At 57.5% G+C, this 18155-nt stretch carries 12 protein-coding genes and 1 pseudogene; 8 read left to right on the forward strand and 5 right to left on the reverse strand.

The annotated features are described in order from the left end of the window. The first annotated feature begins 3 nt into the window (after window positions 1-3). Genes U0O11_RS06180 through brxL form a run of 4 tightly spaced genes read left to right on the forward strand, consistent with a single transcriptional unit; the run spans window position 4 to window position 6309 of the window. The gene (locus tag U0O11_RS06180; protein WP_324692127.1) at window positions 4-1299 is read left to right on the forward strand and encodes an AAA family ATPase; all 1296 of its coding nucleotides are present in this window, start codon (window positions 4-6) and stop codon (window positions 1297-1299) included. Continuing rightward, entirely contained in the window at window positions 1296-1904 is a 609-nt protein-coding gene (locus U0O11_RS06185; RefSeq protein WP_324692129.1) for a hypothetical protein, read from the forward strand. The genes U0O11_RS06180 and U0O11_RS06185 overlap by 4 nt, the downstream gene beginning before the upstream one ends. Beyond that, on the forward strand, window positions 1901-4234 hold the full coding sequence (gene pglZ / locus U0O11_RS06190) for a BREX-1 system phosphatase PglZ type B (RefSeq protein ID WP_324692131.1): 2334 nt from the start codon (window positions 1901-1903) through the stop codon (window positions 4232-4234). The genes U0O11_RS06185 and pglZ overlap by 4 nt, the downstream gene beginning before the upstream one ends. Window positions 4235-4248: 14 nt before the next feature. Continuing rightward, window positions 4249-6309 carry a BREX system Lon protease-like protein BrxL gene (gene brxL, locus U0O11_RS06195; RefSeq protein ID WP_324692132.1) on the forward strand — a complete coding sequence of 687 codons (2061 nt, stop codon included), beginning with the start codon at window positions 4249-4251 and terminating at the stop codon, window positions 6307-6309. Between the two features lie 212 nt (window positions 6310-6521). Here brxL and U0O11_RS06200 read toward each other — a convergent pair whose 3' ends face one another. The 4 genes from U0O11_RS06200 to U0O11_RS06215 all read right to left on the reverse strand — a co-directional run bounded on the left by U0O11_RS06200 (window position 6522) and on the right by U0O11_RS06215 (window position 12051). After that, entirely contained in the window at window positions 6522-7046 is a 525-nt protein-coding gene (locus U0O11_RS06200) for a flavin reductase family protein (RefSeq protein WP_324692133.1), read from the reverse strand. A 289-nt stretch (window positions 7047-7335) separates the two neighbouring features. After that, the gene (locus U0O11_RS06205) at window positions 7336-8370 is read right to left on the reverse strand and encodes a methionine synthase (RefSeq protein WP_324692135.1); all 1035 of its coding nucleotides are present in this window, start codon (window positions 8368-8370) and stop codon (window positions 7336-7338) included. 97 nt (window positions 8371-8467) lie between these two features. After that, window positions 8468-9457, reverse strand: a complete 990-nt coding sequence (locus U0O11_RS06210; protein WP_324692136.1) for a DUF1852 domain-containing protein — start codon at window positions 9455-9457, stop codon at window positions 8468-8470. Window positions 9458-9999: 542 nt separating this feature from the next. Then, window positions 10000-12051, reverse strand: a complete 2052-nt coding sequence (locus U0O11_RS06215; protein WP_324692138.1) for a sigma-54-dependent Fis family transcriptional regulator — start codon at window positions 12049-12051, stop codon at window positions 10000-10002. A gap of 400 nt (window positions 12052-12451) precedes the next feature. On the opposite strand from U0O11_RS06215, the gene U0O11_RS06220 reads away from it, so the two are divergent. From U0O11_RS06220 to U0O11_RS17620, 4 genes and pseudogenes are all read left to right on the forward strand, one after another. Continuing rightward, window positions 12452-14248 carry an NAD(P)/FAD-dependent oxidoreductase gene (locus tag U0O11_RS06220; protein WP_324692140.1) on the forward strand — a complete coding sequence of 599 codons (1797 nt, stop codon included), beginning with the start codon at window positions 12452-12454 and terminating at the stop codon, window positions 14246-14248. Between the two features lie 84 nt (window positions 14249-14332). After that, window positions 14333-15109: pseudogene (locus U0O11_RS06225) on the forward strand (SDR family NAD(P)-dependent oxidoreductase). Between the two features lie 479 nt (window positions 15110-15588). Continuing rightward, window positions 15589-16569 carry a Bug family tripartite tricarboxylate transporter substrate binding protein gene (locus U0O11_RS06230; RefSeq protein WP_324692142.1) on the forward strand — a complete coding sequence of 327 codons (981 nt, stop codon included), beginning with the start codon at window positions 15589-15591 and terminating at the stop codon, window positions 16567-16569. A gap of 179 nt (window positions 16570-16748) precedes the next feature. After that, the gene (locus tag U0O11_RS17620; RefSeq protein WP_442872645.1) at window positions 16749-17183 is read left to right on the forward strand and encodes a tripartite tricarboxylate transporter TctB family protein; all 435 of its coding nucleotides are present in this window, start codon (window positions 16749-16751) and stop codon (window positions 17181-17183) included. On the opposite strand, the gene U0O11_RS06235 is transcribed toward U0O11_RS17620, so the two are convergent. After that, window positions 17070-18071 carry an IS481 family transposase gene (locus U0O11_RS06235; protein ID WP_324692144.1) on the reverse strand — a complete coding sequence of 334 codons (1002 nt, stop codon included), beginning with the start codon at window positions 18069-18071 and terminating at the stop codon, window positions 17070-17072. The genes U0O11_RS17620 and U0O11_RS06235 overlap by 114 nt on opposite strands. Window positions 18072-18155: the final 84 nt, after the last annotated feature.

Here is an 18155-nt window from a genome sequence, read left to right on the forward strand (position 1 = left end):
GCAATGTTAAAGTCACTAAAAACCGTAGGCATAGGCCCTGCGCCTAAAATGAAGTTGGACTTCGGCTCGCGGCTCAACCTACTGACCGGCGACAATGGACTTGGCAAGAGCTTCCTGCTGGATATCGCCTGGTGGGCACTGACACGCAAGTGGCCGGCGCAGATCAACCCTAAGCTGACATCGGGCAATATGGCCAGACCCACAAAAGGCGAAGGGAAGATCACTTTCGAGTTCACCGGCAAGGCTAAGGCCGAGCACTACACCAGCATCTTTAAGCCCAAAGATCAGGATTGGACGGGGCGGCCAGGTCGCCCCTCCAACCCTGGTCTGGTGCTCTATGCCATGTCCGACGGTAGCTTTGCCGTCTGGGATCCGGCACGCAACTACTGGGTAGCGCATAAGAACCTGGATACCCAGGAGCGACAGCCCGCCTATGTCTTCAGCCCGGCTGAGGTCTGGGATGGCCTGCGTACTGATGATGAAAAATGGCTAAGTAACGGCTTAATCCGTGATTGGGCAAGCTGGCAGAAGGAGAATGGTCAGGCCTTCCAACAGTTGAAAAAGGTGCTGGAAGTGCTCTCTCCTTCTCCCGAAGAGCTTCTGACTCCTGGCGAGCTGACACGCGTGAGCCTGGATGATGTTCGGGACATCCCGACGGTGCGCATGCCTTATCAGCAAGATGTGCCGGTCATCTACGCCTCATCAGGCATGCGTCGCATCATGGCCTTGGCCTATTTCCTGGTCTGGGCCTGGCAGGAGCATCGTCAAGCCGCAAAGCTGCTCCAGCAACCTGAGGCCCATCAGGTCATCTTCCTGATCGATGAGGTGGAGTCTCACCTGCACCCGAGCTGGCAGCGCAAGATCGTGCCGGCTCTGCTGAATCTGATGGATAGCCTGGCACAGGACGCTGAGACCCAGCTGATCACCGCGACCCACTCGCCGCTGATCATGGCCTCTGTCGAGCCCTGGTTCGATCATCAGCAAGATGCCTGGTTTGACTTGGATATCTGTCAGGACAGGAAAAACCAGACGGCAGAGGTAAAGTTGACTCGGCGTGAGTTTATCCGTCGCGGGGATGCCAGTCGTTGGCTGACTAGTGAGGCCTTCGATCTTTCTAGTGCACGCTCTGAAGAGGCCGAGCAGGCGTTGAATGATGCCACCGAGGCTCTCAAGAGTGGGGATCTGAGCCAGCAGGAGGCACTGCAACTCGATAAGCGGTTACGCGAGGTTCTCGGCGATACCGACCCCTTCTGGATGCGCTGGCGGTTTGTGGCGGAGCAGAAGGGGTGGCTGGAATGATTCATGTCGCGCCTCAGCCAGAACCTGCCGAATTCGATGGGCGCGTGCGGCAGCGTGGCCGTGCCTGGCTACAGGGGCGCGGTTGGCTCCGGCCTCAACCATTGCCTGCCGGCAAGAGCCGTGAGCTCCCGACCTATTGGCGAGAGTGCCTGACTGACCTGCATGAGTGCTATGGTGGCATCTGCGCCTATCTCTGTGTGCATATCGAGCGGGTGACCGGCGGCGCCACGGTGGATCACTTCGTGGCCAAGTCGCCGCGGCCGGATCTCGCCTATGAATGGGACAACTATCGCCTGGCCTGTTCGGTGATGAACAGCCGCAAGGGTGAGGTCAACAAGGTGCTCGATCCCTTCCAAGTAGAAGATGGCTGGTTCCGCCTGGAGCTGGTCAGCGGCGACATTTATCCCTCACCTGAACTGGAAGGAGCCCCGCGCCAACGGGTCGATGAGACTATTGCCCAGTTAAAGTTGGACGATCCGGGTAACTGCGAAATGCGAGCCAGACACTTTCAGGGGTTTGTAGAAGGCGATTACACTGCGGAGTTTTTGCGCAAACGCTCTCCCTTCGTGTACCAGGAAGCCATGCTACAAGGACTGCTGACATGACCCCGCTGGATCAGCTCAAGCGAGCCATTCGTGGTGCCGCCGCTTACAACCCGGACGTGCAGGCCGCTCCAGCCTGCATCCTGTGGCCTGACCGTGAGCGGCTGTGGGAGCCGGTGATCACACAAATCCAGGCGGATCTGCCTGAGCTCCTGGTGTTGGGTGACTACGCCCCCGAGAAGCGCAGTGGCCCCGCCATCTGGCTGAGGTGCGCCATTGCCGGCACCCTCGAGGACACTACATTCGACGCCGAGACGCCACCGATCCTCTACCTGCCCGGCGTGGGCCGCCAGGATCTGCGTGCCGTCAGCGAGTGCCCGGAAGCGCTCAAGCCATTGGCTGAACTGCAGTATCGGGGAGTGATCTGGACCCAGGTGAATGCCAAGGACTGGACACCGCTGGCGTTTCTTTCCTCCCAGCAGGGTGGCCTGGGTCTCGATATCTCCAGGGATAGTGCCACTCGTCAGGCACTTCTCGCCGCGCTGCCTCGTTTGCTCAAGGAAGCGATAACCGACCTGCAGAGCCGCCACCTGAATGCTGATGCTTTTAACACGCTGCTGACCGGTGGCGATCCGGTGCGTGACCTACTGGATTGGCTCAATCAGCCCGAGGCCATGAAGGACGGTATGTCTAGTCACGAATGGCGAGCATTCTGCCAGGTGTGCCACTCCCGTTTTGGCATCCACCCTGATCGGGACAGCGCTTTGGAAGCCGCGGAAAAGCTAACCCAGCGTCAGGGTAACTGGAAGACGGTGTGGCTGCGCTTCACCGAGGCACCCCATCGTTATCCACAGCTGATCGAACAACTTCGTCGGCTCCCACCGCCTGATCTGGGGCTCTTCCCCGATCCGGAGGAGATAGCGGTCTGGCCTCAGCTCAATCAGCAAGAGGAGGAGAGGCTCTATTACGCGTTGTGCGAGCTAGACAACAAGCCGGCCCACCAGGCGCGCGAGCGACTAGAGGCGCTGGAGAGTGAGCACTGCATGCGTCGCGACTGGGTATGGGCCGACTTGGGGGAAAGCCCATTGGCCATGGCTCTGGCGCCGCTTGCCGTTCTGGCAAAAGTCACTCAGCGCAGCCTAGCGGGTGGTCAGGCCGAGGATATGCGCAAGTCTTACGCCTCCGAGGGTTGGAGGGCCGATGATGCCGTGCTCCGTGCTCTGGCCGAGGTGACCGGCCAACGCCAGCAGGAAGCCATCTTCACGGCGATTCGTAGCGTTTATTACCACTGGTCCGATGAAGCTGCTCGCCACCTGCAGCAAGTCTGGAAGCCGGGAGTAGATGGTCTCAAGCGTGGTGAAGCCTCTTCCCACGCGCGCCTTGGGGAGTGCGTGCTTTTCGTTGATGGTCTGCGTCTGGATTGCGGAAAACGGCTAGCTCAGCGGCTAGCCAGGCGAGGTTTGGAAATCCAGGAGCACACTACTTGGTCCGCGCTGCCTAGTGTGACAGGCACCGGCAAGTATGCGGTCGCGCCGATCCTGGGCAGCGAGGCCATTAATGACGAGCCGGAGGGCTATCAGTTCACCCCGATTACACACCACCTCTTCAAGAAGCTATTACGTGATCACGGCTGGCAGGTGCTGGAGCGCCGTCAGGTGGAGCAGCTGCACAAGGAAACTCTGGATACCTCTAAGCCTGCCTGGTGCGAGTTTGGTGATATCGACCATGCAGGGCACGATCGCGGTTGGAAGCTCGCGCAGCACTTAGACGACATGCTGGCGGAAGTGGCTGAGCGCATCCAAGCTCTGCTGGCTCAGGGATGGCCCCAGGTCCGGGTGGTGACAGATCATGGCTGGCTACTGCTACCGGGGGAACTGTCTAAGACTGAGTTGCCGGCCAGCCTGGTAGATACCAAATGGGGGCGCTGTGCGGCGCTCAAGCAGGGGGCTCACACAGAAGTGGCCCGTTTCCCTTGGTACTGGAATGAACAGGTACATTTCGCCTTGGCGGAAAGCATTGATTGCTTCAAGGCGGGGGAAACTTATACCCATGGCGGCTTGAGCCTGCAGGAGTGTGTGACGCCGGAGCTCGTGGTTACGGGCACGGCTGGTCTCAAGTCTACTGTTGTGATCGATGACCTGGTTTGGAAAGGCCTGCGCTGTACACTGGCTTTAGAGGGAGACAGTGACGGATTGACCTTGGATCTACGTCGACATGCCGCGGATTCAGCCAGCAGCCTGGTGTTGTCAGCCAAGCCCTTCAAGGTAGGAGGTAAGTCATCGGTGGTGGTCGAAGATGACGACCTCGAAGGCAAGACGGCCCAGGCCGTCATTCTGGACAGCGCTGGGCAGGTCATCGCCCAACGTACCACCACCATCGGCGGTGATAACTGATAAGGAAGGGTGTCATGGAACTCGATGACCTGGATCGCAAGTCCGCCGAGCAGTTAGATGGCTTTCTGGTTCGCAAGGACCTGGTGCGCACCTTTGCCCGCCAGTTCCCGGTACCAACTTACGTAGTGGAGTTCCTGCTGGGCCGCTACTGTGCCAGTACCGATCCTGAGGAGATCGAGGAGGGCCTGGAAGTCGTACAGCGGCAGCTCAAGTCACGTACGATCAAGGCTGGAGAGGAAGAGCTGTTCAAGGCGCGTACTCGTGAGAAGGGCGAGATCAAGATCATCGACCTGATCCAAGCGCGGCTCGACACCAAGAACGACACCTATATGGCCAGCCTGCCTAGCCTGCGCCTGAACGACGTGCGTATTCCGGATGAGTTAGTCAGTGAGCATGAGCGCATGCTCACTGGAGGCTTTTATGCCGAGTTAACGCTGGAATACGACGCCAGCATCGCCCAAGAACAGGGAGGACGTCCCTTCGGTATCCGTGCTTTACGTGAAATTCAGCTCTCCAAGCGCGATGTGTTAGACGAACTGTCTCGTGCCCGCCGTGAATTTACCACCGAGGAGTGGAAGGTTTTCCTCCTGCGCTCTACAGGAATCGAGTCTGAGGGCTTAAGTGAACGCGAGAAGGACGCGATCTTGCTGCGCATGGTGCCCTTCGTGGAACGTAACTATAACCTTGTGGAGTTGGGGCCCCGTGGCACTGGCAAGAGCCATCTATTCCAGCAGGTGTCGCCTTACGCACACTTGATCTCCGGCGGTAAGGCCACAGTCGCCAAGATGTTCGTCAATAATGCTAACGGTCAGCGGGGACTAGTGTGCCAGTACGATGTCGTCTGCTTCGACGAGGTATCTGGTATCTCCTTCGATAGCAAGGATGGCGTCAACATCATGAAGGGTTACATGGAGAGCGGTGAGTTCTCTCGTGGAAAGGAGAGCATCCGGGCCGATGGTTCCATCGTGTTGGTAGGCAACTTCGACGTAGACGTGGAACACCAGCAGCGCATCGGGCACCTATTTGGTCCGCTGCCGGAGGAGATGCGGCAGGACACCGCTTTCATGGATCGCATCCACGCCTTCCTGCCGGGCTGGGATGTACCCAAGGTCAGCAAGGAGCTACTGACCGATCACTTCGGTCTGGTCAGTGACTTCCTTTCGGAGTGCTGGAGCCAGTTGCGGAACCAGAGCCGCGTCTCACAGTGGCAGGGACGGGTGTTCTTCGGAGGCGCGCTATCGGGGCGTGACACTAATGCGGTCAACAAGACTGCCAGCGGTTTATTGAAGCTGCTCTACCCTGGCGATGACCTCGCGCCCAGCGACGATGACCTCGAGTGGGCCATTCATATCGCCATGGAGGCCCGCCGGCGGGTCAAGGAGCAGCAGAAACGCATTGGTGCGGCAGAGTTCCGAAACACCCATTTCAGTTACACCATGGGAGAAGATGGTGTAGAGAAGTTTGTTGCCACACCAGAGCTGCAGAGCGACAACAATATTGGCAACGACCCGCTGGAGCCTGGTCAGGTATGGAGTATCAGCCCTGGCGGTCAGGGGGGCAGTGGTCAGGAAGAGTATCCTGGCCTGTTCCGCATCGAGGTTAACGAAGGTCCCGGCACCGGCGTAAAGATCCTCAACAAGCCTGTGCCACCTGCGTTCCGTGAGAGTATCGGTTACGCCGAGCAGAACCTTTATACTCGTGCCTGTCAGCTGGTAGGTGACAAGGAACCACGCCAGCATGAGTTCACAGTGCAGCTGCGTGCTTTTGATGCTGCCAAGGCTGGCACCAAGCTGGGGATGGCATCCCTGATCGCCATGAGCTCGTCACTGCTTAAGCGTAGTCTGCGTGGCGGCTTGATCGTAGTCGGTGAGATCAACCTCGGTGGGTCCATCGAGCCAGTCCACAATCCGGTGACCCTAGTAGAGATCGCGGTAGAGAAAGGGGCCGCATCTATTCTAATGCCGGTAACCTGCCGGAAAATGTTGATTGATCTTTCAGATGAGATGGCTACGAAGGTGGATATTCAGTTCTATCTGGATGCCCGAGATGCACTCTTGAAGTCGCTGGGCGAGTAGAGTTGTTGTTGTTTATTTTCTGATCGTAGATTCAAGCTTGGCCGCTGGTTCTGAATGCAGCATCTGACCAATTCAAGTTGCACTCAGAACCATTAGTTTAAAAATTATGTTTTCTTCAGGTGCAGGGTGCCGGACAATCAGACTCACCGCTTGCTGCGCGGTGAGGTAAAGCCACTAGATCCTAAAGGTTTCAGCCGATCAGTACCTCAATCTTATTCTTCTTTCCCACCCAACTCCCCGTACTTCCCCTTGAAATACAGCAGTGGCCGCGCGGTCGCTGAAACATCCAGATTCAGTCCTTTCACTTCCCCGATCACGATCAGGTGATCGCCTGCGGGGTGCTCAGCGTGAATCTTGCAGTCGAGCCAGTGCAGGCTGTCATTGATCACGGGGTTGCCGAGAGGGGAGAGCTGCCAGTCGATGCCTTGCCATTTGTCCGCGCCACGCATGGCGAACTGGTTGGAGACGTGGCTCTGCTCGCTGGAGAGAATGTTGACGGCGAAGCGCTCAGCTTGGCGAATCTTCGGGTAGCTGAACGAGCTTGCCTTGACGCTGAAGGAGACCAGCGGCGGATTCATCGAGACGCTGTAGAACGACTGGCAGGTGAAGCCGATCGGTTCGTCGTCGACCTGGGTGGTGATGATGGTGATGCCGGAGGCGAAGTGGCCGAGGGCTTCACGGAAACTGGCGGGGTCGATGGTGGTGTCAGTTCTGGTGTCGGTATCGGAGAGTGACATGGCAAGTCCTGGGGGAGTGGGGAGGTGGTAGCAATCTGCCGTTGGGGAGGGGCTGCAGCGATAGCGCGGGACTGAGTGCTTGGGTGACAGGCGGGAGAGTGATGAAAAAATGGCCGTCGTGAATCCTTCACGATGGCCATTTTTGTTTGCGGCGGTGTCAGCCGCTGCTGCTTCCACTTTCGAGCACTTTCGTCGGGCCAACTCGGTTCAGAACTAGCCTAGTGCGATGTGACAGTGCTGTGTCTTGGCCCGCGCTGTACCTTGGCTAGTTCAGTGTTTCGCCAAGCGATCAGCGCTGCGCTTCGAGTTCCTTGCGCACGATGGCGGCGCCGGCGCTGAGTGCCTGCAGCTTGCCGCGGGCGACCTCACGGGAGAGCGGGGCCATGCCGCAGTTGGTGCAGGGGTAAAGCTTGTCGGCATCCACGAACTGCAGCGCCTTGCGCAGGGTCTCGGCGACTTCTTCCGGCGTCTCGACGGTATTGTTGGCAACGTCGATGGCGCCAACCATGACCTTCTTGCCACGGATCAGCTCGATCAGCTCCATCGGCACGTGGGAGTTGTGGCATTCCAGCGAGACGATATCGATGTTGGATTGCTGAAGCTTCGGGAAGGCTTCTTCGTACTGACGCCATTCGGAGCCCAGGGTGTTCTTCCAGTCGGTGTTGGCCTTGATGCCGTAGCCGTAACAGATGTGGATGGCGGTCTCGCACTTGAGGCCTTCGATCGCACGCTCCAGCGTGGCGATGCCCCATTCATTCACCTCATCGAAGAACACGTTGAAGGCCGGTTCATCGAACTGGATGATGTCGACGCCTGCCGCTTCGAGCTCCTTGGCTTCCTCGTTGAGGATCTTGGCGAATTCCCACGCCAGCTTCTCGCGGCTCTTGTAATGACCATCGAAGAGGGTGTCGACCATGGTCATCGGGCCAGGCAGTGCCCACTTGATCGGTTGATCGGTCTGCGAGCGCAGGAACTTGGCATCTTCGACGAATACCGGCTTCTGGCGGGAGACCGGACCGACCACGGATGGCACGCTGGCCTCGTAGCGATCACGGATCTTGACGGTTTCGCGCTTCTCGAAATCCACGCCATTCAGGTGTTCGATAAAGGTGGTGACGAAGTGCTGACGCGATTGCTCGCCATCGCTGACGATATCGATCCCGGCGCGTTGCTGCTCCTGCAGGGAGACGCGCAGGGCATCCTGCTTGCCTGCGACCAGTGCTTCACCTTCGAGCTTCCAGGGGGACCACAGGACCTCCGGTTCGGCGAGCCAGGACGGTTTCGGCAGGCTGCCAGCGGTGGAAGTCGGGAGTAATCTCGTCATGATGAATAACCTTGTCCTTGGAATGGTTCAGATAGCGAATGTCGTTCGTCGATCAGCGCGCGCTGTTTGCGGATCAGTGAGCTGACCAATGATGGATTTATCGGTTGGCAGACCAGTTGGCGGACCACTGCTCGAGCAGGCTCTGGTAGGGCTTGATGAAGCTCTCTTCCACGAACTTGCCTTGCTCGATGGCGAGCTGGCTGCGCTCTTCGCGGTCGTACACGATGCGCGTCAGTGAATGGTCCTGCTGCTTCAGGCTCGCCTGATAGGATTTGCCGGCCACGGAATTGGCGTTGTAGACCTCGGGACGATAGATCTTCTGGAAGGTGTCCATGGTGCTGATGGTGCTGATCAGTTCCAGATTGCTGTAATCGTTGAGCAGGTCGCCGGTGTGGTAGAAGGCCAGCGGCGCAACGCTGCCCGGCGGCATGAAGTAACGTACCTTCAGGCCCATCTTGCTGAAGTAGGCATCGGTCAGGGAATCGTCGTCCTGGCGATATTCCACCCCGAGGATCGGGTGCACGTTCTCGGTCTGTTGGTAGGTCTTGGTGGTTGAGACGCTGATGCAGATGATCGGCGGCTTCTTGAAGCATTCCTTGTAGGCGGGGGAACCCACGAAGGCCTGGAACAGGTTGCCATGCAGTACGCCGAACTGCTCCGGAACGCTGAAGGACTCCTTGCCCTTGTTGTGTTCCAGCAGGCGCACGCTGAAGTCATAATCGCGCACGTAGGACGAGAAGTTGTTGCCGGTCACGCCATCAATGCGCTGATTCGTCTGGTGGTCGACGATGGTGGTCTGCAGGATCTCGATGATCGGCAGGGCATTGTCGGAACGTGCGGCATCGAGATTCAGCTCGACGGAGATGATGTCCAGCTCGACGGAGTAACGATCGCCCTTGGGGTTGTCCCAGTTGGCCAGCGCATTGAATCGGTTGTTGATCATGTTCAGCGTGCTGCGCAGATTCTGCTGACGGCTCTCACCACGGGCCAGGTTGGCGAAGTTGGTGGTCAGGCGGGTGTTTTCCGCCGGAGTGTAGTTCTCGTCGAAGCGCAGACTGTTGATGCTGAAACCGAATTCGTTGCTCATGGTCGTTCACCCTGATCCTGAGAGAGATAATTCACTGTGTCGTCGACATCTTCCCGTGATTTTTCAGGCGTCTCGTGAGCGGGTTGCTCTCTCTGAGAACGCATCCATGCCGGGAGAGGCACGCTGCTCGCCATCACGTTCCGTGTGTTGGCTGTGAAGTGCAGCGTCATGGGAAGTCTTCATCAACGATCTGATGCAGGTGAGTATCTATTCCATGGCTTCATGAGACAAACTGGATTTTTTAATGTTCAAGTTGAGTGAAATTCATGATGAGGGCGGGCGTCATTTCGGGCGCTGTGAAGGCCGGCGAATCGAGCGGGGATAGGCGGGCTCAGCAAGCGCGCAACGTGAGCCGCAGAGACGTTGACGCGAGGAGTAGGTAAGAGGGGGAAGAGGGAAAGAGGGGAAAGAATGGAAAACACACACGCTGGCCCGAACTTCCGCTCGGGCCTGTGTGTGTGGCAAGCACCTGACGCTTCAGAGCACGACACCCTCATGCACTCTTCATGTTCTCTACACTCGGCCATGAAGATGCGGCTGGCTCATGAGGCGAGCGGCTGATGATTGGGTGCCACCAGGCCGTGGCGGCGCATGCGGCGGTAGATAGTGGGCCGCGAGACGCCGAGTTGGCGGGCGACCTGGCTGATGTTCCAATCCGTGTGGCGCAATAGATCGAGCAATTCGCTGGCGTACGCATCAGTCCCTGCATCAGCCCCTGTAGACGCGAACGCTGGAGAGGCAGGGGGCGAGGAAGCGCCGGATGCAAAGGGGGAGGCAGCGGCAAGCGGACTGGTTGTCCCGCGGGCGCTGCCGTTGTTGGCCTGGCAGACCTCCGGCAGGTCATGCAGGGTGATTTCATCGCCCTCCACGGTGGCCATCGCGAAGGCAATTGCATTGCGCAGTTGGCGTATGTTGCCCGGCCAGTGATGACTCAACAGCGCACTGATGGCGTCAGCGCGCAGGTGGAGTGTCTGGTCGCGTTCGGCCTGCAGTTCCGCATGCAGCTTGCGAATGAGGTAATGGCGGTCGGCGCGCTTACGCAGCGCGGGTAGCAGGAGTTCGGCGCCGTTGAGTCGGTAGTAGAGGTCTTCGCGGAATTGCCCGCTGGCGATCAGCTCCGTGACATCACGATGCGTGGCAGTGATGACGCGAATATCCACCTTGATGGGCGTCTCAGCCCCCAGGGGTGACACCTCCCGCTCGGCGAGTACGCGCAACAGGCGTGACTGGAGCGGCAATGGCATATCGCCGATCTCATCCAGGAACAGCGTGCCACCGTCGGCTTGTTGGATCAGGCCGCGCATGCCCTTGGGTCTTCCTCCCGTGAAGGCACCCGGCAGATAGCCGAAGAGCTCACTTTCAATCAGCGATTCCGGAATGGCGGCGCAGTTCACCGCCACGAAGGGGGCTTTGGCGCGTGGCCCGCTGTCATGCAGCGCCCGCGCCAAGACTTCCTTGCCGGTACCCGTCTCGCCACGAATCAGGATGCTCACATTCTCATGGCGCATGCGGCGCGCCAGCTTGAGCAGCCGATGCATGGATGGGTCGTCTCCCGCGAGCTGGTCCAGCTCGGGCACCGGGTCATCCTGCTGACTGACGGTGGGGAGGGGCCGCACCGGATAGCCGCGTGGCTCGATCAGCGTTACGAAGACGATGGCGTCATCTGCCCGCAGGCGGAAGGCGCGGATCTGATCCAGGTTGGCGTGCGGAATGCTCAACAGCTCATTGAGCTCCCCATCGAACAGTTGCGTGACGGCGGGCAGGGTAGAGACCGTCCACGGTGGCCAGCGCGCCAGATGCGCATCGATCAGGCGCCGGCCTTCGTGGTTGGCGGCGATCACCTTGCCATCTTCCTGAATGGCAAATAGACCACGACCATTCAGGTGCACGAATTCCCGCGCCGTATCGAAGCGCAGGATCAGGCAATCCCGATAGCGATGCAGGAAGTAGGCATCCTCGATCATGCGGGCATGCAGGGTGACCAAGGAAAGTGCAAAGGTCTGACTTTCCTGCGGGCGGGGCGATTTCAGCGCCGAGATATCGAGGGCCGCGATCACACGGCCCTGGGGATCGGTGATGGGGGCCGCGGTGCAGGTCAGGTCGATGTGGGTAGCATCGAAGTGCTCACGCTGGTGGCAGGTGACGGCTGCGCCATCGTGCAGACAGGTGCCCGCCGCCGAGGTGCCGGCATAGCGCTCGTTCCAGTCCGAGCCGAGATAGAGGCCGGCGCGCCGCAGCTCACTCAACTGATCACGTTGACCCCGAAAATCCACCGCGATGCCGCGTTGATCGGTGAGGATCAACGCATAGCCATGTTCTGCGATCTGACTATAGAGCCGCTCGACACCGGCACGCGCCACGTGTAGCAGCTCATCCGCCGATTCCTGATGATCACGCAGCGCCTGCTGGGTAAGAACGCGGACCGGGCGAGGGCGGCTGGGGTCGAGCTGGTACTCCTCCAGACAGCGCTGCCACGAGCGCTGGATGACATCGCGCTGAGTCTCAGGGAAGACGTCGCGGCCTTCGCCCAGTTGCATCAGGGTCTGGATATGCTGCCGCTTGTCGGGCGGCATCGTGTCGAGTTGGCGGATCATGGCTGCCTCGGCGCTGGCCGTCTTGAGACGGCTCTTTTGATAGTGGCTATGGCGCTTGTGAAAGTAGCAATCGCGGTTGTCACAGCAGCGGCCATAGCGAAAGCGGCGTGTGCTCCTTCAAGCGTATGCGGTGTGGCGGGAGCGTCAATCACCCTGTCCTGCATCCTTGGTCGGGGCGTTACAGGTGTAACGCGACGTGTCAGGCGTACGGGGTACAGTTGTCACGAGGAAGGGGGAATGCCCAGCAAGGCGAGGACGGTGGTGATGCGGTAGTGGCGAATATTTGTCATTGACGACAAGTGGTTACGAGCTTTGTCAGTCGTGCATGACGAAGCTGGCATGCTTGATGCCTTGGATGGAAGGCGTGACTACAACATCCAACAACACGCGGAGAGACGCCATGACCGCACGCACGCCAACTCAGATCGCTCAGCAATGGCTCGATGATTTCGAGTCCTCCCTGACTCAGCGCGATATCGCCCGGGTTCTCTCGTTGTTTGGCGAGGAATGCTACTGGCGCGATTTGATCGCCTTCACCTGGAATCTCAAGACGTCGGAGGGCAAGGACGAGATCCAGTCGATGCTCGCGGCGACCCTCGAGCATGTCGCTCCCTCTCGCTGGCAACTGGATGGTGAGGCTAGTGAGGCCGGCGGCATCGTCGAAGCCTGGTTCACCTTCGAGACCGCCGATGCATGCGGCAAGGGTTTGTTGCGCCTGAAGGAAGGGCGCTGCTGGACACTGTTGACCGCCATGCGCGAACTCAAGGAATTCCCCGAACCTCTCGGCATGCAACGTGCCAAGGGGGCCGAGCATGGCGCCAACAAGCAACGTGAGACCTGGCTTGAGTCGCGTCAGCGCGAAGAGGCTGAGTTGGGCTACGAGCTCCAGCCGTATTGCGTGATCATCGGCGGCGGTCAGGGCGGCATCGGGCTGGCCGCGCGGCTCAGACAGATGGATGTGCCGACCATCGTGATCGACAAGAATCCGCGTGCGGGCGATGCCTGGCGCAATCGCTACAAGTCCCTGTGTCTGCATGATCCGGTGTGGTACGACCACATGCCCTACATCCCCTTCCCGGCAAACTGGCCGGTGTTCGCGCCCAAGGACAAGGTCGCGGACTGGCTGGAGATGTACACCAAGATCATGGAGCTCAATTACTGGAACTCCACGACCTGTGAGAGTGCTCAGTTCGATGAGGCGAGCGGCGAGTGGGTGGTCGAGCTGGTACGCGATGGCAAGCCCGTGACCTTGCGGCCCAAACAGCTGGTGCTGGCCACGGGCATGTCAGGCATGCCCAACGTACCGCATTTCCCGGGGGCCGAAACCTTCGAAGGCGAGCAGCAGCACTCCAGTCAGCACCCGGGGCCGGATGCCTATCGTGGCAAGAAGGTGGTCGTGGTGGGTGCCAACAATTCCGCTCACGATATCTGTGCCGCGCTGTGGGAGCACGACGCGGATGTGACCATGCTGCAGCGCTCCTCCACGCATGTGGTGAAGTCCAACTCGCTGATGGAAGAGGCGCTGGGGCCGCTCTATTCCGAGCAGGCGGTGCAAAACGGCATCGACCACCACAAGGCCGACCTGATCTTTGCCTCGATTCCCTACAAGGTACTGCCCGACTTCCAGCGGCCGATCTTCGAGGCGATCCGCAAGCGCGACGCCGACTACTACCGTCGGCTGGAGGCGGCAGGCTTCCTGCTCGATTTCGGCGATGACGACTCTGGCCTGTTCCTGAAATACCTCCGCCGCGGTTCCGGCTACTACATCGATGTGGGCGCCTGTGATCTGGTCGCCAATGGTGACATCAAGCTGCGCAGTGGCGTCGGCATCGAGTGCATCAATCCGCGCTCGGTCACCCTGACCGACGGCTCGGAATTGCCCGCCGACCTGATCGTCTATGCCACCGGCTACGGCTCGATGAATGGCTGGGCGGCACGAATCATCTCGCAGGAGGTCGCTGACAAGGTCGGCAAATGCTGGGGCATGGGCTCCGATACGCTCAAGGACCCCGGCCCCTGGGAGGGGGAGCTGCGCAACATGTGGAAGCCGACCCAACAGCAGGCGTTGTGGTTCCACGGCGGCAACCTGCACCAGTCCCGTCACTACTCCCAGTATCTGGCGCTGCAGCTCAAGGCGCGGCTCGAGGGTATCCCGACGCCGGTCTACGGCCTTCAGGAAGTCCACCACCTGAGCTGAGGCCAGTGGCGCTGGGCCGTGTTCCAGCGTCATGGCAGCGGCGCAGCATTTGCAGAATTCAGTGAGAGATTCAGGAGACGACTCATGCAACTGAACGACAAGATTGCCTTGGTGACTGGTGGTGGGCGCGGTATCGGTCAGGGGATCGCGTTGGCGTTGGCCAAGGCGGGCGCAGATGTAGTGGTGGCGGATCTGGATCTCGCCATCGCCCGCGAGACGGCGGCAAAAGTGGAGGCACTGGGTAGACGGTGTCTGGCGCTACGGGTCGATGTCGCGGATGCGGCGTCCGTGCGGCGCTTGATTGAAGAGGCCGAAGCCGGACTCGGCCCGCTCGATATCGCCGTCAACAATGCCGGCATCATCGGAATCCACTCCATCGATGCGCTGACAGTGGGGGAGTGGGACCGGGTCATGAACGTCAACGCCCGAGGTACCTTCCTGTGCACCCAGGCCGAGATCGCCGTGATGCGCTCTCGCCGGGCTGGGCGAATCATCAACGTGGCCTCGATGGCCGGCAAGGTCGGCTTCCCTGATCTGTCGCACTATTGCGCTTCGAAGTTCGCGGTCATCGGCTTTACCAATGCTGTCGCCTAGGAGGTTGCAGCGGAAGGCATTACCGTCAATGCGATATGTCCGGGTGTCGTGGGTACCGGCATGTGGCGGGGGGAAAGCGGACTCTCCGCGCGCTGGAGCGAAGAAGGCGAAAGCGAGCCCGCTGCATGGGAGCGCCTGCAGAAGAGCCTGCTACCCCAGGGAGTCGCCCAGACGCCTGAGGACATGGGGCAGCTGGTGGTATACCTCGCCCAGGCCGTGCATGTGACAGGGCAGGCCATCGCCGTCGATGGTGGCTTCACGCTATGAGACAGCAATGAGTCAGCGTTGAGTCAGTACAGAGAGCAAGGTTGAGCTCAGTGGCTGACGTCAAGGGGTGATCGCATCACACAACGCCGCCTTCTGGCAACGGGAGGCGGCGTTCATATCTGTAAGATCCATCTGGTCTGCTGATTGAGTAAATAATATCAGCCATTCAGTTAACAATTTCTTCCTAGGCACTGGAGGCTCCTGTCTTCATGTCATCGCTTGATGCTGCTTTAGTCTAGATAAGCCATTTGGCGTATTGTTATCTTGAGTAGTGGGCTCTAACTTGTTTGTATGATGTATTATGTTTCGGTTGGTAAAATGATTTCTCGACTTTCGAAACAAAAATTTAGCCTTTGAAGCTGAGCACCAACCTCTCTAGGTTGTGCTGTTCTTTATCGTGCTTAAACAATTAGCTCGAAGGTGGTGCGAGTACCTTGTTATAAGGTGTTTGAAAATTTACGACATAGAGAGGGTTAAAGATGAAATTAAAAAAAGCACTTTTAGGACTTGTCTGTATGGCAACATTTGCTGCTAGTACTGCTCAAGCCGAATATCCTAAGCGAGACGTTCGTGTCATCGTTCCGGCAGCTGCTGGCGGTGGTACCGATGCGATAGTACGTAAGATATCCAATCTTGCTGAAGAAAGTATGCCTGTCTCTATGTACGTGGAGAATGTCGCTGGTGGTATGACTGCCACCGGTCTCCTGCAACTAATAGATGCGCGGCCAGATGGGCAGACGATTGCTGCTATTACATATGACAGCATTATCACTATACCTTGGAAAGGTATGTTGCCTGGCTTCGATATGGATAGAATGCGAATGATTGCTCGCATTACTCAGGAAGCAGATGCCATAACTGTTGCGGATAATGCGCCTTACAAGAAATTTGAAGACTTGATATCTACCGCTAAAGCTAAACCTGCCACCATACGCATTGGTATTCAGAACATGGGGGCTAGAACTCATCTAACATTATTGCAGTTGCAGGACCTGACCGGTGCCAAGTTTAAAATAGTTTCCTATGATAATAGTGCAGCCACCCAAAAAGAGGCACTCCTTAACGGAGAAGTCGATGCAGTTGTCACCAGCTTGGGTGATCTTGCACAATTAATTGAATCCGGTCAGGCGCGTGGTCTTGTCGAATTTTCCGATACACAGAACGAAGGTTTTCCAGATGTGCCTCCTGTGACAGAAACTAACACCGGACTGGATCTTCAAATGGGTAGCTTCATCACTCTGGTAGCTCCTGAGCGTACACCGGATGATGTTATACAAAAGCTAGAAGCTACCTACCATAAGGCTTATAAAAGTGAAGAATTTCAGAAATGGCTAACAAAAGTCGGCGTAACACCTGCTTGGTTGGGGGCTGAGGATGTTACGCAGTGGTCGCGTGATACTCAGCAGCACCTTTTCAAAACTATGGATGGATTGGCCGAAAAGGGAGTATTGGAAAAGTAAGAACCTCATAAAATTTTTTCAAGCACTGCGTTATATTTTTCGCTTGACGCAGTGTCTATTTAATAGGTTGCTATATGTCTTATAAACGAGCTCTTCTAGGTGGCAAAGTCTACGTACCTACGGCTTTAGCTCTTATTACTATTGGTTACCTTTTCTCTGCAATGCAGCTAGGGTCGCCAATGGAAAAAGGGAACATGACAGCATCTTTTTTTCCCATGATGGCTGCGATGATTATGTTGATTGCTCTGGCTTGTGTGATAGTTCAGGAAGTCCGGCGATCTCTCGAGGATGATCTTAATGAATCTAAGGGTGATGATAGCGGAGGAGACCCAGCCCAAGCGTATAAAAATTATGGTGGTATTTCTCTTGGTGCCATAAAAGTTGCACTTCTAACATGTGGTTACCTTTTAGCTTTTGATGTCGTTGGATATTTTGTCTCAACATTTTTTTACGTTCTACTACTCATGTTCCAATTTGGCAATCGATCTGTGAATAACTGGCTAATAAAGCTGATAGCTGTCGGGTTCCGTCTGATTGACTACAGCTTGCGTAAACAGCTCCGGTCGTTCGACCTGCCACTCCTTCATTGCTGCTATAGGCGCTTTGTGGTGTAGTGCCTTCTGAGGAATGTGGTGGTTATAGAGCCAGCAATAACGCTCGAGTGTCTGTTCTAAATCCTCACTTGAGTCATAACGCCGAGTCGCCAGAACATCGCTGATACGCCCATTGAAGCGCTCCACCATCCCGTTCGTTTGGGGTCTGCCTGGCCTGATCAATCGATGCTCAATGCCATGGTGCTGACATTCCTGATCGAAAAGATGATTTCCACTGGGCTTACGTTCGCCACCCACGGTAAAGCGATCGGTAAAGGATTTACCGTTGTCCGTGAGCACGGTTCGAATCGTGAAGGGAGCCTCCTCTTCCACACGCTTCATGAACGCCTGGGCATCCTTTGCAGATTGACTTGATCTGACCTCCAGATACACCCACCGAGTGGCACGATCAATCGCGACGTAGAGATAACGCTTCTGATCTTCGTCAGGCATTTGGGGCAGGTGCTTGATATCAATGTGCACATACCCGGGCTCATAATCCTTGAAAGGCCGATGCTTGGGCTTCTCGTCCTCCTTCGCATCTTGACGCGCCAACTTGGCGAGAGTCGGCACATCACGTCGTTTGAGCATGCGCTGAAGTGCGGAACGCGACAGATTGGGGTTCAGGAATTCCCGAGCAACGACAAGTAGATCATCGAGCCCCAGGCGAAGCAGTTCACGTGCGGCGATGACGATCTCTTCCTGTTCTGAGGTCAGAGTCGCGAGTAGGTTATGACGTGTGTGGGAACGATCCAGGACATCATCACGATAGCGCCAGCGCTGTATAGTTGAGACGCTGACCCCGAACTGACGAGCGAGATCTTTGTTCGTCATGCTGGAGGGAGCTGCTTGGATGTCGGCACGGATTTTCGGTGTCGTCGTCGCTTGCTTATGCAGCTTGATGTCCATGAAGCTTTTCCTGAATCAATTGCTTGATGAGCTCACGAGAGGCTAACAAAGGATAGCTTCGTTGTGAAATCCGATCATCCGGCA

This window comes from Cobetia sp. D5, from assembly GCF_035666195.1.
GTDB classification, from domain to species: domain Bacteria; phylum Pseudomonadota; class Gammaproteobacteria; order Pseudomonadales; family Halomonadaceae; genus Cobetia; species Cobetia amphilecti.